This window comes from Paenibacillus sp. MSJ-34 (assembly GCF_018918005.1).
Classification (GTDB): Bacteria; Bacillota; Bacilli; order Paenibacillales; family Paenibacillaceae; genus MSJ-34.
Window position 1 is genome coordinate 47,490 of the sequence record NZ_JAHLPR010000002.1, and the last position, 14,532, is coordinate 62,021.

General features: G+C 54.1%; 8 protein-coding genes. 5 read left to right on the forward strand and 3 right to left on the reverse strand.

Going from position 1 to position 14,532, the window contains the following annotated elements; translation table 11 throughout:
* The first annotated feature begins 367 nt into the window (after window positions 1-367).
* From KQI79_RS01330 to KQI79_RS01350, 5 genes are all read left to right on the forward strand, one after another.
* On the forward strand, window positions 368-4,375 hold the full coding sequence (locus KQI79_RS01330; protein ID WP_216536413.1) for a beta-xylosidase family glycoside hydrolase: 4,008 nt from the start codon (window positions 368-370) through the stop codon (window positions 4,373-4,375).
* Window positions 4,376-4,547: 172 nt separating this feature from the next.
* Complete coding sequence (locus KQI79_RS01335; RefSeq protein ID WP_216536414.1) at window positions 4,548-5,444, forward strand: FMN-binding protein; 897 nt, start codon at window positions 4,548-4,550, stop codon at window positions 5,442-5,444.
* A 44-nt stretch (window positions 5,445-5,488) separates the two neighbouring features.
* On the forward strand, window positions 5,489-7,363 hold the full coding sequence (locus KQI79_RS01340; RefSeq protein WP_216536415.1) for an FAD-dependent oxidoreductase: 1,875 nt from the start codon (window positions 5,489-5,491) through the stop codon (window positions 7,361-7,363).
* 51 nt (window positions 7,364-7,414) lie between these two features.
* Window positions 7,415-7,897, forward strand: coding sequence for a hypothetical protein (locus tag KQI79_RS01345; protein WP_216536416.1), 483 nt, complete (start codon window positions 7,415-7,417; stop codon window positions 7,895-7,897).
* A complete protein-coding gene (locus tag KQI79_RS01350; protein WP_216536417.1) occupies window positions 7,884-8,885 on the forward strand; it encodes a polyprenyl synthetase family protein in 1,002 nt (333 codons plus the stop codon). The genes KQI79_RS01345 and KQI79_RS01350 overlap by 14 nt, the downstream gene beginning before the upstream one ends.
* A 1,392-nt stretch (window positions 8,886-10,277) precedes the next feature.
* Here KQI79_RS01350 and KQI79_RS01355 read toward each other — a convergent pair.
* Genes KQI79_RS01355 through KQI79_RS01365 form a run of 3 tightly spaced genes read right to left on the reverse strand, consistent with a single transcriptional unit; the run spans window position 10,278 to window position 14,461 of the window.
* The gene (locus tag KQI79_RS01355) at window positions 10,278-11,168 is read right to left on the reverse strand and encodes a UbiA-like polyprenyltransferase (protein ID WP_216536418.1); all 891 of its coding nucleotides are present in this window, start codon (window positions 11,166-11,168) and stop codon (window positions 10,278-10,280) included.
* Window positions 11,159-12,472, reverse strand: a complete 1,314-nt coding sequence (locus tag KQI79_RS01360) for an aspartate aminotransferase family protein (RefSeq protein ID WP_216536419.1) — start codon at window positions 12,470-12,472, stop codon at window positions 11,159-11,161. Before KQI79_RS01360 ends, KQI79_RS01355 begins: the two co-directional genes overlap by 10 nt.
* A gap of 24 nt (window positions 12,473-12,496) precedes the next feature.
* Window positions 12,497-14,461 (reverse strand): peptidase U32 family protein, encoded by a 1,965-nt coding sequence (locus KQI79_RS01365; protein ID WP_216536420.1) that lies wholly within the window; start codon window positions 14,459-14,461, stop codon window positions 12,497-12,499.
* Between the last annotated feature and the right edge of the window lie 71 nt (window positions 14,462-14,532).

Here is a 14,532-nt window from a genome sequence, read left to right on the forward strand (position 1 = left end):
ATCCTGCCGCAATGATGCGGAATCTCGCAACTTTTCACCCATTATTGCAAATACATTCCGCAGGTTTCCAGTTATAATAAACACAAATCAGAGTAAGCGAGGGTTCTAATTGAATTAGAGCCTTCTTTTACACCTGTGATGATACAAAATGTATCTAAAAAGACGGATTTTTGTCGAAATTGATACATTGATGCTATATGAATGATTGTTGATCGTTTTTTTCATAGAAAAAGGTTGCAATAGAAAGGAAGGCGGATCGATGAAACGCTGCGTCTGACCGGGATTCGTTAAAGGAGGTGCATGGAGATGTAACGTCAAGGCGCGATTGGAACGCCCGCAACATAACATTTGAAAGGAGAGAACTGCATTGAACAAGAAAACGGTGTCGATCATGTTGGCTTTTCTCATGTTGATTTGTCAAGCGTTCAGCGCTTCGCTGGCATTCGCGGCCGAAGAGGATCAATTATCCGGCGGCGAGAAAAACGGGTTGAAAGCGGAGTATTATATTACGTCCGGGAGAGACAAATTCGATTTTAAAGAGCTCAAGATGACGACGGTGGACTTGAATATCGATTATCCGAATTTGAAGCCGATTTTAAAAGCGTTTACCGGTCAGGATGAATACAATACGGTTCGCTGGACAGGGAAAATCGCGGCGCCCGCGACGGACGATTATACGTTTTACCTGCTCGGCGACAACGGATTCCGGCTTTGGATCGACGGCAAATTGGCGATCGACCATTGGGTCGACGATTGGGACAAGGAGCAAAAAAGCGCTCCGATCCGTATGGAAGCCGGAAGGAAATACGAATTCAAGCTGGAATATTTCCAGAACTTCGGCGGCGCCCACCTTTCCTTGAAATGGTCAGCCGCGAATTTGGCGAAGGAAATCGTGCCGCCGGGGGCGTTTGTTTTGCCGGACGGGTTCGTGAATCACGGTCCCGCATCAAGCCGCATTCTAGAGGACGGGGTGCATGCGGAGCTTCGTTTCGCCGGCGGATTGAATCCGGTTCCGGCTGACGCGGCGCGGCATTTCACAGTGGTGGCCGGCTTGCGCAACCATACTCCGACGAGCGTGTCGCTTAAACCGGACGATCCGTCCGTGTTGACGCTGCAATGGGATATTCCCGTCTATAAGAAAGACAATGCGGTCATGATTACTTACGACGGGAACGGGGGCATCGCGAGACAAGACGGAGAGCGGTTAGGCACGTTTATCGCCCCGAAAGTGGAGAACGGATCCGAGTTTATGATCGAATCTCCATGGGCGCAACAAGTGGATAAGAACAATGTGCTGCCGGAATATCCGCGGCCGCAGCTTGTTCGCGACAAGTGGATGAACTTGAACGGCGAATGGGAATTCGAGAGCGGCAGCAAGCAGACGGAGCTGCCTTCCGGCAAAACGTTAAGCGAGACCATTCTCGTTCCGTTCGCGGTCGAGTCGAAGCTATCCGGCCTGGAACGGCATGAGGAGAAGATGTGGTATAAACGGCAATTTACCATTCCCGCGGATTGGAGAGGCGAGCGCGTCAACCTTCACTTCGGCGCCGTCGATTTCGAGGCGACCGTCTATGTCAACGGACGGGAAGTCGGCAGCCACCGGGGCGGATATACCGGATTCAGCTTCGATATTACCGATTACTTGAAATCCGGCGCCAACGAGCTGATCGTCAAAGTGTACGATCCGACGGACAAAGGCGGCTACACGATCGGGAAACAGCGGCTGGCGCCGGAAGGCATCTGGTATACGCCCGTCTCCGGCATTTGGCAGACCGTATGGCTGGAGCCCGTACCGAAAGCGTCGATCGCCAAGCTGGATATGACGCCGGTGCTTGCCGACGAATCGTTGAAATTGAAAGTGACGGGAAGCAAAGGCGCGAAGAACGAGAAGGTGGAAGCGATCGTTCTGAAGGAAGGGGAAGAGGTTGCCCGCGCGACGGGACGATTAGGGGAAGAGCTTTCGATCCGGATTCCGAATCCCCGCTTATGGTGGCCTGACGATCCGTTCTTGTACGATTTGAAAGTCAATCTGCTGCACGGATCGAAGAAGGTCGACGAAGTGGCCAGCTACTTCGGCATGCGCGAAGTGAAGCTCGGCAAAGTCGACGGCATTACCCGTCCGCTCATTAACGGCAAGTTTATATTCCAGCTCGGCCCGCTCGATCAAGGCTATTGGCCGGACGGATTATATACGGCGCCGACCGACGAGGCGCTGAAGTTCGACATTGAAACGGTCAAAAACCTGGGCATGAATATGATTCGCAAACATATGAAGGTCGAGCCGGACCGTTGGTTTTATTGGACGGATAAGCTCGGAGTCGTCGTATGGCAAGACCAGGTAAGCAAATTCGGAGACTCGGCGGACAACAGAGCCCAGTTGGAGCAAGAGTTCAAAGAAATGATCGATCAATTCCGCAATCATCCTTCTATCATTGTTTGGACCGTCTTTAACGAAGGCTGGGGACAGTACGATACCGAGCGGTTGACGAATTGGGCCATGAATTACGATCCGACTCGCCTCATTAACAATGCGAGCGGCTGGACGGACAAGAACGTCGGCCATCTCATCGATATGCATAATTACCCTGCCCCGAATTCGCCGCAGCCGACCGATACCCGCGCCGCGGTGTTAGGGGAGTACGGGGGATTGGGCTTGAAAGTGCCGGGCCACGAATGGAACTCGAACGTGTTCAATTACGAGGAGCAGAGCAGCGTGAAAGCATTGACGGACCGGTATATCAGCTTTATTAACCGGCTCAAGGAACTGAAGGAAAGACCGGGGTTAAGCGCCGCCGTCTATACGCAAACCACGGATGTCGAGATGGAAATCAACGGCTTGCTCTCGTACGACCGCAAGGTGGAGAAGGCGGAGTTCGCGCGGCTTGCCGAAGCGCACAGGGAATTGATCGGCGACTATAACGCTTCCGATTTGAGGGCGGAAATCGCCAAAGCGCAAGCGGAGCTTGATCGGGCGGTCATCGGCGATAAGCCGGGACAATATCCGCAATCGGCCGCGGACGAACTGCAAAGCGCCGTTGATGCGGCCCAGGCGGTAGCCGATAACGCAGGCGCGACCCCTGAAGAGATCGGGCAGGCGATCGAACGATTGCAAGCCGCAGTCAAAAAGTTTAAACAAAGCGTCATTGTAACGGCGCCGACGATCCCGGCCCAGGCATGGGTGGATCATTTCGACGAAGCGACGCTGCACGAGTCATGGAACGTCTACAATCCGGATGCGGAAGGGTGGACCTTGACGGAACAACCCGGCCATTTGCGCATCAAAACGCAAAAAGGCGAGACGCATGAAGGATCAAATACGATTAAAAACGTATTTTTACGCGATGTGCCCGGGGAGGATTTCGAAGCGACCATGAAAGTGACGGCGCCCGTCCGGAAAAATTACCAGCAAGCCGGTTTGATCGTCTGGCAGGATATCGACAATTACGTAAGATACGGCCATGTCTGGGATACGACGGGAGCGAACGGGTATAGCCTGGAAACGGCCAAGGAAATCAACCGCAAATATACGAAAGCGACGAATATGGCGAAGCATCCGGGGACGGATGAAGTATACATGAAAGTGAAGAAGTCCGGAAACGTATATACCACCTACTTCTGGAACGGGCTGGAATGGCAGCAAGCCGCCGATCCGTTGACGGCCGATCTGAACGGCATTCAAATCGGATTATACGCATTTTCCTCCTCCGACGGGGAGTCGATCAATGCGGATTTCGATTACTTTACAATTCAATCGCCCAGCGCGACGAAGGAATTGACGATGACTTTGCAAGGCGCCGGTACGGTGAAGAAGGACGATTCGTTTACGGTGCGACTGGGCGTCGCCAACGTGGCCGACAGCATTTACGCTTCGGACATTACGGTGAATTATCGCGCCGATCTGTTCGAATTGACGGAAGTGAAGCCGATATCCGAAGGCGTCCAAATCATCGATCGGGCCGATAACGGAACGGGCGCCGTTCGTCTGGTGCTGGCGAGCATCGGGCAAGACAACGCGATTACGGGAGACGCGCAGTTGGTGAATCTCGTATTTAAAGCGAAGGGCGAGCCCGGCTCGTCGGGAAACATATCGGTGATCAGAGCGATACTGGCTAATGGCGAAGGGGTCGAGAAGGAAGCGGCTTCCGCCGAATTGAGCGTACGCATCGAGAGCGGCAGCGGCGGCGAAGGTTCGGACGGCGACCTTAACCGTGACGGCAAATTCACGATCGGCGACTTGGCGATTATGGCGAGCCATTACGGCAAGGATAGCAGCAGTCCGGATTGGGCGATTGCCAAAGCGGCCGACTTGAACGGCGACAACAAAGTCGACATCGAAGATTTGGCGATATTGGCGCGGAAAATTTTGAACCCATAGAACGGGGAGAAGTCTCTCTTAAAAGGCCAAGGCTCATTCTTGGCCTTTTTTGCCGTGCATGCGAGAGGCCAGGACTTTGTGATTATTTTTACATACTCTAAGGGGCCGTTATGATACGATTTGTTCGAAATCATTCCTGCAAATCAATATGCGACAAACGGGAGGAGTCATAATGAAGAAATGGTCTATTTTATTGCTCATCGGTGCGATGATGCTTGCATTGCTGGCAGGCTGCGGCGCCCAAAACGGCGGAGAAACGGCCCCGCCGGAGAAAGATACGCCGACGACGGATGAGCAACCGGCGCCGGAGGTTGAAAGCGGAGCCTATGCGGACGGCATCTATTTTGCGCAAGAAGATCAATTTTCCGAAAAATCCGGGTGGAAGTACATGGTGCTGCTAACGGTGCAAGACGGGAAAATTTCCGAAGCCAATTGGACGGGTGCCCACAAAAACGGCGGTCCGGATAAAAAGGAATCTTCCAAATCCGGCCAATACGGCATGAAAGCGGGCGGCGCGCAATCGGAGTGGCATGAACAGGCGGAATTAATGGAGAAGGTTCTCATCGAAAAGCAAGATCCGAAAGCGATTGCGGTAAAAGAGGACGGGAAAACCGACGCGGTTTCCGGCGTGTCCATAACTGTGAAAGAATTCACAAGTTTGGCGGAAAAAGCGCTGGCCGCAGGCCCGACGCAACCCGGTCCGTTTAAAGACGGAGCGTATCATGCGGAAGGCAAAGAGTTTGACGCCAAATCCGGCTGGAAAGGGACGATGGATCTTACGGTCGTAAACGGAACGATCGTCGCGGCGAATTGGGATGCGGTGCATAAGGACGGCGGCGATACGAAGAAAAAACAATCGGCGGAAGGCAAATACGGCATGAAGGCGGGCGGGGCTCAATCCGAATGGCATGAGCAAGCGGCCGTCATGGAGCAAGCCTTGCTTGACAAGCAAGATCCGAAAGCGATCGCCTTGAAGGAAGACGGGACGGCCGACGCGATATCCGGCGTATCGATCCATGTAGGAGAATTCGTGCAATTAGCCGAGGAAGCGTTGGCGAACGCGAAGTAACGCAAAACGAAAACGGGCCTTGATCCAATAACGGGGTGAACTGCATGAAAAGAATCGTTGTACTGGGCGGCGGTTACGGTGGCGTGCTGACAGCGAAAAAATTGGCGAAAAAATTTAAAAAAGATGCGGATATCAGCATTACCTTAATCGATAAAAAACCTTATCATACGATGCTGACGGAACTGCATGAAGTGGCGGCGTGCCGGGTGCCGGAAGAAGCGGTGAAAATCGACTTGAAGCAAGTGTTCGCAGGACGTAAAGTCGACGTCGTACTGGATGAAATTACGAATATCGATTTTCAGGGCCGCAAGCTGGAATCCAAACGCAGTACGTACGCTTACGATTACCTGGTTGTCGGAACGGGTTGCAAGCCTACCTTCTTCGGCATTCCCGGCGCCGAAGAACACGCGTTTACGTTATGGTCGTTCGAGGATGCGGTCCGGCTCAAACTTCAGGTCCGGCAAATGTTTAGGGATGCGGCTTTGGAAACCGATCCCGAGAAGCGCCGGACATTGCTGACATTCGTCGTAGTCGGCGCCGGATTTACGGGGATCGAGCTGATCGGCGAATTGGCCGAGTACCGTGAAGAATTATGCCGGGAATTTCATATCGACGAATCCGAAGTGCGGCTCGTCGTGGCCGATATGGCGCCGAAAATTTTGCCGATCTTGCCGGACAGCCTGATTCGCAAATCGGAACGATATTTGCGCAAAAGGAATGTTGAGATCATTACCGGCACGCAAATTACGGGCGTCAGGGAGGATGCGGTCTGCCTCGGCGAGAGCGGCGAATTGAAGGCGGGCACGATCGTATGGACGGCCGGCGTCGAAGGCTCGGAATTGGTGGGCAAATTGGATGTCCGGCAGCAAGGCCGCAAGCGAATCGTGACGAACGATAAACTGCAAAGCGTCGATCATGAGAACGTGTATGTCGTCGGAGACAACATTTTCTACATTCCCGAAGGGGAAGAGCGCCCCGTGCCGCAGATGGTGGAAAATGCGGAGCATTCGGCAGGATTGATCGCTCACAACATTGAGGCGGATATCCGGAAAGGGCGGCATAAATCTTACAAGCCGTCGTTTCACGGCACGATGGTTTGCATCGGCGGGCGCTACGGCGTCGCCTATATCGGAACGCCGAAGACGAAGGTGAAGTTAAGCGGATTTTTCGCTATGTTTTGCAAGCATTTCATAAATATCGTCTATTTTTTGCAAGTGCTCGGTTTTCACAAGGTTTGGAACTATGCGATGCATGAGTTTTTCCATGTGAACAACCGGCGCAGTTTCGTCGGAGGGCATTTGGCCAAACGTTCGCCGAATTTCTGGCTGTTTCCGCTGCGCTTGTTCGTCGGCTATATGTGGCTGTCGCAAGGTCTCGACAAGCTGGGCAAAGTATGGAAGGATCCGACGAACATTTTCCTGATCCCTCCCAAGGCGGTGGACGGAACGACGGCGGCTTCGCAGGCGATAGATTCCGTAACGCAAACCGTAGACGCGTCGTCCGCGGCTTCGGCGGTAGAAAGCGCGGCGACGGCCGTGAAGGCTCTGCCCGTGCCCGGGTTCATCGAGCAGATGGTGAAGTGGAGCATGGATACGTTCTTCTATACGGCCGACGGGGGCTACACGACGCTTGCCGTCATCTTTCAAACCGGTATGGTGCTCGGCGAGATCGTCTTCGGCGCGCTGCTTATATTAGGGTTATTCACGGCCGTTTCGTCAATTGGAACGATTGCGATGGGGCTGATGATATGGACTTCGGGCATGGCGCCGTACGAAATGCTTTGGTACTTGGCCGGGGGCGTCGCGTTGATCGGCGGATCGGGCAGCACATTGGGCCTTGATTACTATGTCTTGCCTCACTTGCAAAGATGGTGGAAGAGAATCCCTGTCGTCAAGCGTTGGTATCTGTATACAAAGTAAAGGTTTGGTTTGCCGGATGTTGTTTGCAAATTCGGGCGAGGAGGGCTTGCCATGGAACATGGGCTCATTCAAGACACGATTGCGACGGTGCAAAGACATATCTCGCCGGAAACGTCCATTCGATTGGAAACGTCCGTAAACTTGCTGCCGGATATGGCGGCGCTGATTCGCGCCTGCGAAGCGGACCGTCATCGGCAAATCCATTTGTTGGGCAGTTATCTGCTGGTACGTATGGCCATGCGCCGGCATGCCGGATTGACGGCGAGCGATCCCGACTTGACCGAACGGATATTGGACGGCGATTACTTGCTGGGCTGTTATTACGATTGGATATGCCGCGCGGAAGAGTTCGACCTGCTCGCCTGGCTTGCGCCTGTCGTTAAAAAACTGCAGATTCGCGCCGTCTCGGGCAAGGCGGGGGAGCATTTGCTGGATGAGGCGTATCGGACGTTTTTGATGCGGCAGGCCGGCGTCCTGCCCAAACCGGCTTCGGCTTCGGCTGCGGGCAAGGTGATTGCGTATGAAACTGCATGAGGCGCTGCGTATTCAACTGGAGCCGATCGACAAGGAAATGATCAATATCGTGAAATACGATGCGGATGTGCCGCGGAATTCGCCCATTGTGCGAAGCGTCACGGAGCTCATCCGGGCGGGAGGGAAACGGCTGCGCCCGGTCATGGTCGTCGTGGGCAGCCGGTTCGGTCCCGGGCGTCCGCAACGGAAGACGATCCGTTTCGCGGCATTTACGGAATTTATCCACGCCGCCTCGCTGATTCACGACGATATCATCGACCGTTCCGCGATGCGGCGCGGAGAACCCGCTTTGCATGTCAAAATCGGCGTGAACGAGGCGGTGCATGTCGCCAATTATATGATGGCCCGCTCGGTGGAGTTATTGTCGGAATACGAAGGCAAGGATAATCCCTATATTCGCAAGCTGTCAGGCGTTCTTACGACGAAGCTCTGTTTGGGCGAGTATCAGCAATTGAACAGCCGGTTTCAGTTCGATTTGCCGTTGGAGCGTTATCTGGAGAAGACGAACAATAAAACGGCGCTGTTAATGGCTACCTGCCTTCAGGTTGGCGCCAGTTCTTCCGGGGCCGATGCGCAAACCGCCGACCTGCTGTACCGGTTCGGAGAATGCGTCGGAATGGCCTTTCAAATCCGCGACGACGTGCTGGATTTTACCGCATCGCCCGAGTCGCTCGGCAAACCGGCGGGTAGCGATTTACAGAACGGCAACGTGACGTTGCCCGTTCTGTATGCGCTGGAAGATCCGCGGCTTGGACCGCGCATCCGCTCGCTGAACGCCGCATCGCCCTTGGCGGAATTTGCCGCGGCGGTACGGCTGATCGCCGGGAGCGAAGCGATCGATCGATCGCTTCAACTCGCCGAATCGTATTTGCAGCAGGCGGAGGGGATGATTCGGAAGCTGGGTCGTTACCCGGCGCATCGAGACTTGGAAACATTGCTGCGTTATTTTGCCGCCGGGAAACCGGAGCGGGCGCGTCTCCGACAATAGATTGCATTGTTCGGAGTAACGTACGGCCCCTCCGGTTTCTCTTCTGTTCACTATCCCATCGAGTCAGAAATGCTGCCCTCGCTCATCCTATTCCGTCGAAGCCCGTAATGGAAATTCTCTTGGCACGATCGCAATGAATTGGACTGAACACCTTACCATTATAGATTTGAAACCCTCTTTCCGCTATCCCCTTGACTCAGAAGCAACTGCGCGAATGAATGTCCGGGCTCGGAGGTACAAGCGATCATCCCATAAATGTCGTGGCTCGGAGCTACAATCACCCATTCCATAAATGCTGGGATATTGCGAACGGTTTTGACGTAGAAAACGTAGCAGAAAATAATGTGATTTTTCGCATACAAAACTGCATCAGGGCCTGAAATCGCGATTTATGTATGAAATTTCGAACAATATCGTCGGATTCGATGCGTGCACCGCATATTTTGTACGATATTTCGCATACCTTTGCAGGATCAGGGCTTCAAATCGTTCATTGCGTATGAAATTTCGAACAATATAGTCGATTCGATGCGTGCACCGCACATTTTGTACGATTTTTCGCATACCTTTGCAGGATCAGGGGCTCAAATCGCTCATTGCGTATGAAATTTCGAACAATATCGTCGGATTCGATGCGTGCACCGCATATTTTGTACGATTTTTCGCATACATTTTGTGGCCTCACGCAGATTTGCAAAGTTATGTTCAGTTCATCGACAGCCTATTGCGAACGTTAACATTCCGCGATCGCCTGAACTAAGCCTTGTTGTGCACTGGCGTTCCATCAATATTAAAGCGGGTTGGGGTGACGAATCAGCGCTCCAGCAGGAAAGAGGCAGGCAATGAATGATCGTTCATTCAGAAAACCTGCAATTGTAGTCAATTTCATCATACCGCAGGCGGTTGACGGCCCGCGGGACGAAACGCAGACACGCTAATCGCCGGTAAATCACCTTGTTGTTCATTGTAACGAAACTGAAACACGCTAATGCGGGGAAAAAGGCGGTGAAACAGCCAATTTGCAATGAATAACGATACCTACTTTCGTTAAATTGGGAACACCTTCATTTTGAGCCCAATAAGGATTGTCAGTTTCGTCAGCGCCAAGCTAAGAAGCGCAGGTCTGCGCGGATCGCCTTCTAAATAGGGAGGTATCTCCTTCTATATGCGCAATGCGTAGCGTAGTTAAGCAAGTTACATCAACGATGGCGAATTATGAAATTGACTCTTTTTGCAGGATGGTATTTGCCGCGATGAGTCGCAGGCCAGTAACGCATTACACCCTCCTAATCTCTCGAATCCGCAGCTTATTCGATGCAACGCCAGTGCTTGTTAGGAAAGCCCCAATGCAGAGCCCTTCTAGCTTAATCGTCGTAAGTCACAACAAAACGCTCAATGCAACGCTTGTGCCGATGCAATATAAAAGTCGAGCAGCGTGCAGCCAAGAATGACCATGCTGATCGCTTGATTCAATTTGTAGGAAGCCAATTTCATTAATTTTCGATTGTGAGGCGTGATCACTTTATGCTCGACCATAAGCAAAACGATGGAAGCCAGCACGCCCAATAAGTAAATCCACCCTAAATCCAGGAAAAAATAAAGAAAGATAAGCAGCGCAACCATAACGCCATGCAATCCTTTGGCGATCAGGAGCGCGCTTCGCAGCCCGAACGCGGCCGGTATCGACCATAGCCCGATTTTGCGGTCGAAGTCGATATCTTGCGTGCCGTAAATAATGTCAAAGCCGGCGATCCATAGCATCACGACCGTCCCCAGCACGAAAGGCGTGAACGCCAATTGCCCCGTTACCGCGAACCAGGCGCCGATCGGCGCGGACGCGATGACGAATCCGAGGTACAGATGGCAAAGCCAGGTGAACCGTTTCGTATACGAATAGGACGAGATTAGGATAATCGCGATAGGCGACAGGACGAAGCATAACGGATTCAGCATGTACGACGCCAGCACGAGCACGCCGTAATTGACGACGACAAACCAGGCTACTTCTTTCCGGCTTAGCAGCTTTTGCGGCAAGTGGCGATGCGCGGTGCGCGGATTTTGCCCGTCGAAGACCCGGTCGGCGAGCCGATTGAAGGCGTTAGCCCCGTTGCGGGCGCCGACCAGAGCGATGAGCGACCAGAACATCGTATGAAAGGAAGGCAGGCCTTGCGCGGCCCATACCATGGCAATGACGGCAAACGGCAGCGAGAACAGCGTATGCGAGAACATGACCAGCTCGCCGAAACGTTTTGTTTTATATGCGATTTTGCCGATCAGTTCCATGGCTTCTCACCTTCCTCCATCGACGATTCCAGCCCGAGGACGGCATCAAGCGCCTCCAGCATGTTCAGGATATCGGGTTCGCCGACGACCAGCGGCGGTTGAAAGGCAAGCACATTGCGGCCCAGGCCGTTTTTCCCGATAAGGAAGCCCCGATCTTTCATCCGTTCGAGAATGCGGTCGACGCGCGCGGCTCCTTGATTGGGATCGTCCCCGCCGATTTCCATCCCCAGCATAAGGCCAAGTCCGCGCACGTCCGAGACGCAATGATGCCGCGACTGCAGCCGCCGCAGACCGGCGGCAAGCACAGAACCGAGATGGGCGGCGCGTTCCGTCAACCGCTCCCGTTCCATATAATCAAGGACGGCCAGCGCCGTCACGGACGATACCGGATTTCCGCCGAAGGTGGAGGCGGATGGACGGCGGAACGAGGCGGCAATATCGTCGGTGGAGGAAAAAGCCGCGATCGGCACGCCGTTGCCAAGCGCCTTGGCTGTCGTCATGATATCGGGCGTTACGCCGTAATGCTCCATGGCGAACATTCGGCCCGTGCGGCCGAAGCCGGTCTGGATTTCATCCGCGATCAGCAGGACGCCATGCCGCTCAAGCAATGCCTCGACCTCTTTGAAGTAATCGAGCGGCGGAACGACGATCCCCCCGTTGCCCTGGACCGGTTCGACGATCATGGCCGCGATTGAATCTCCCTTGTCCGCAAGTACCCGCTCGAGCGCCGCGATCGAGCGCCGCGCCGCTTCGTCCGGGGCAAGCCCCGGATCGAACGGGCGCGGAATGAACGATACCCAGTCGTTCCCTGCGTCGGCGTCGGCGTCGGCGCGCCACATCGGAATGCCCGTGACAGCCATCGTGAGCGCGGTCCGTCCGTGCAGCCCGCCTTCCAAGGCGATAAAGCCGCGCTTGCCGGTATGAAGCCGCGCGAGCAACAGCGCGCCTTCATTCGCTTCCGAACCGCTGTTGCAGAAGAAGGTTCGCCGTATGGCGCCGGGCAGGATCGAGGCCAATCGTTCCGCCAAATCCGCCATCGGTTGGGTCAAGTAAATGGTCGTCGTATGCTGCAGCGTGCGCAGTTGCCCGATTGTCGCCTGCGCGATCTCCCCGTTGCAATGGCCGCATGCTACGACGGAGACGCCGGCGAAGAAGTCGACGTATCGTCTGCCGGTCGAGTCGTACACATATTGCATGTCGCCGCGTACGATTTGCGGCGGATTGCTATAGAAATGCTGCGTGCACGGGTAAAAATAAGATCGGCGCTTTGCCAATATCGCTTCAGGTCCGATAGTATTGTTCACGATGATTGCTCCTTTCTTTACGCATTAGCCGAACGACAAGGTCCCGAGCGTATAGCCCGCGTAAACGGGAGACATCCTCCCGAAGATTTCCGCGGCTTGCTCCGGCGCTTCAAGCGCATGTTTATAAGCTTGCACGATTCCGCGCAATTGCTCCGGAGTATAAGTGCAACCTTCAATGCGGAAGAACGAAACGCCCGCCTGCAGCAATTCCGGCACGAGAGGCAGGTAACATAATTCTTTCGCCAACGTCATATGATTTCGCCCGTGATGATCGCGATAGACCGGGTTTTCGCCTTGGTCGGTCATCAGAACGGCATGCCGGTTATCGACATATCGATTGTCTTCCTCGCCGATCGGTTCGAATACTTCCGCATTCTCGTACAGATCGAGCTCCATATACATCACGACGGGAGAACCGTGCGCGACGATTTCGACCGGCAGCGGCGCATTGCGAATCAATGCCGCGAAATCGGCCGTATTCAGCTCGATCGACGGCGCGATCCGCACAAGCCCGAACTCGCGGTACATGCGTGCGGCCAGTTCATTGTATATATTGAGGCAATAATCGCCGATCAGAGGATAGCCCAGCTCCCGGAATTTGCGGATGGCGCCGACGTTCGTCACAAGCAATCCGTCGATGGGAAGCCGCGCCCCCGATAATAATTGGCCGTATTGCTCGAAATGCAATTCGGTCATCATTCGCGGCATGCTCAGGTATAGCTTCGCGCCCCGTTTCGCCGCGCCAAGCTGTTCGATCTCCCGTTTCGTAAACGGCATATCGGGCATGAATACGTCGCCGGACAAGTAGATATGATCCGCCCCCGCCTCGATCGCCGCTTCCGCCTGCGCCATGTTGTTGACGCGCACGCTAAGCTGAGGGACGTCCGCGGTCTGGCCGCAAGCCGGGGACAAGAGGGCATCTTCCCTCGCATCCTTGCCGACTTCGATCAAGGCACGCCTTACTTCTTCGAGTCGGTCCGCGTTCATCTCGCGCTCGGCTGTCGGCGTACTGAACACCTTGCCGGTGCTGTAAAATTTCCCCGTTCCTTCGTAGCGTCGGTTGATAAAGCTAAGGCCCGGCTTGCCGAAAGCGTAAGCCGTGGAAAAATCGCGTTTCCGGCAGTCGTATAGATGCCCGGCGTCCTGCCTGCGGTCGAAGCCGACCGGATCTTCGATATACCGGTCGATGGCGTCGCCGTAACTGTCGACAAGCATCGTAAGGAATTCTTTGTCCCGCATGCGGCCTTCGATTTTGAACGAGCAAATGCCGGCTTGAATCAATTCCGGAATATGCTCGTACATATACATATCTTTGGCGGCGAGAGGATATTCGGTCGGGTAGATATATCCGTCTTTCTTCATGCGGTAACTCCAGCGGCACGGCTTCAGGCAGCGCCCGCGATTGCTGCTGTTGCCGAATAAGAGCGAACTGTAGAGGCAGTTCGCGCCGTGAACGGAACACATATCGCCATGCACGAAGTATTCGATTTCTATGCCGGTCTGTCGTTGCAAGCTTTCCGCCGTACGCAAATCCATTTCCCGCGAAGCGACGACGCGCGTGACGCCCCTCTCCTGCAGGAAGCGGATCATCTCCAGATTGTGAACGTTCATCATCACCGAGGCGTGAATCGGAAGATTCAGCCCCATATCCCGGACGATGGCAAGTACGGCGTAATCTTGTACGATAATCGCGTCGGGGGCGATCCGGTCAAGCCGCTGCAAGTACGCTTCGGTTTGCCCCAGTTCCTCGTGATTGATCAAGTTGTTGACGGCGACATATGCCTTTTTGCCGGCATCATGCGCGATCGCGACAGCCTTCTCCGCTTCTTCGATCGTTAAATTATAGCCTTTGCGCATCATGCGCATATTGAGATAGGGACCCCCGAAATAGACCGCATCGCATTTCGAACGAATCACAGATTCGAAAATTTCGAATGTGCCGGCCGGCGCCAGCAGTTCGATTTCTTTCCCGTTAAAATATCGCGCCATCGTTCATTCCCCCGTTTTATAAAATAAAATATGATTAAGGTAGTTCCATCATATCCGGCGGCAAACGGAAA

Bases quoted from the DNA above. Each gene is read 5' to 3' on its own strand.
- KQI79_RS01350 (WP_216536417.1), top strand. From the start codon at position 7,884: ATGAAACTGCATGAGGCGCTGCGTATTCAACTGGAGCCGATCGACAAG.
- KQI79_RS01335 (WP_216536414.1), top strand. From the start codon at position 4,548: ATGAAGAAATGGTCTATTTTATTGCTCATCGGTGCGATGATGCTTGCA.
- KQI79_RS01365 (WP_216536420.1), bottom strand. From the start codon at position 14,461: ATGGCGCGATATTTTAACGGGAAAGAAATCGAACTGCTGGCGCCGGCC.
- KQI79_RS01355 (WP_216536418.1), bottom strand. From the start codon at position 11,168: ATGGAACTGATCGGCAAAATCGCATATAAAACAAAACGTTTCGGCGAG.
- KQI79_RS01345 (WP_216536416.1), top strand. From the start codon at position 7,415: ATGGAACATGGGCTCATTCAAGACACGATTGCGACGGTGCAAAGACAT.
- KQI79_RS01340 (WP_216536415.1), top strand. From the start codon at position 5,489: ATGAAAAGAATCGTTGTACTGGGCGGCGGTTACGGTGGCGTGCTGACA.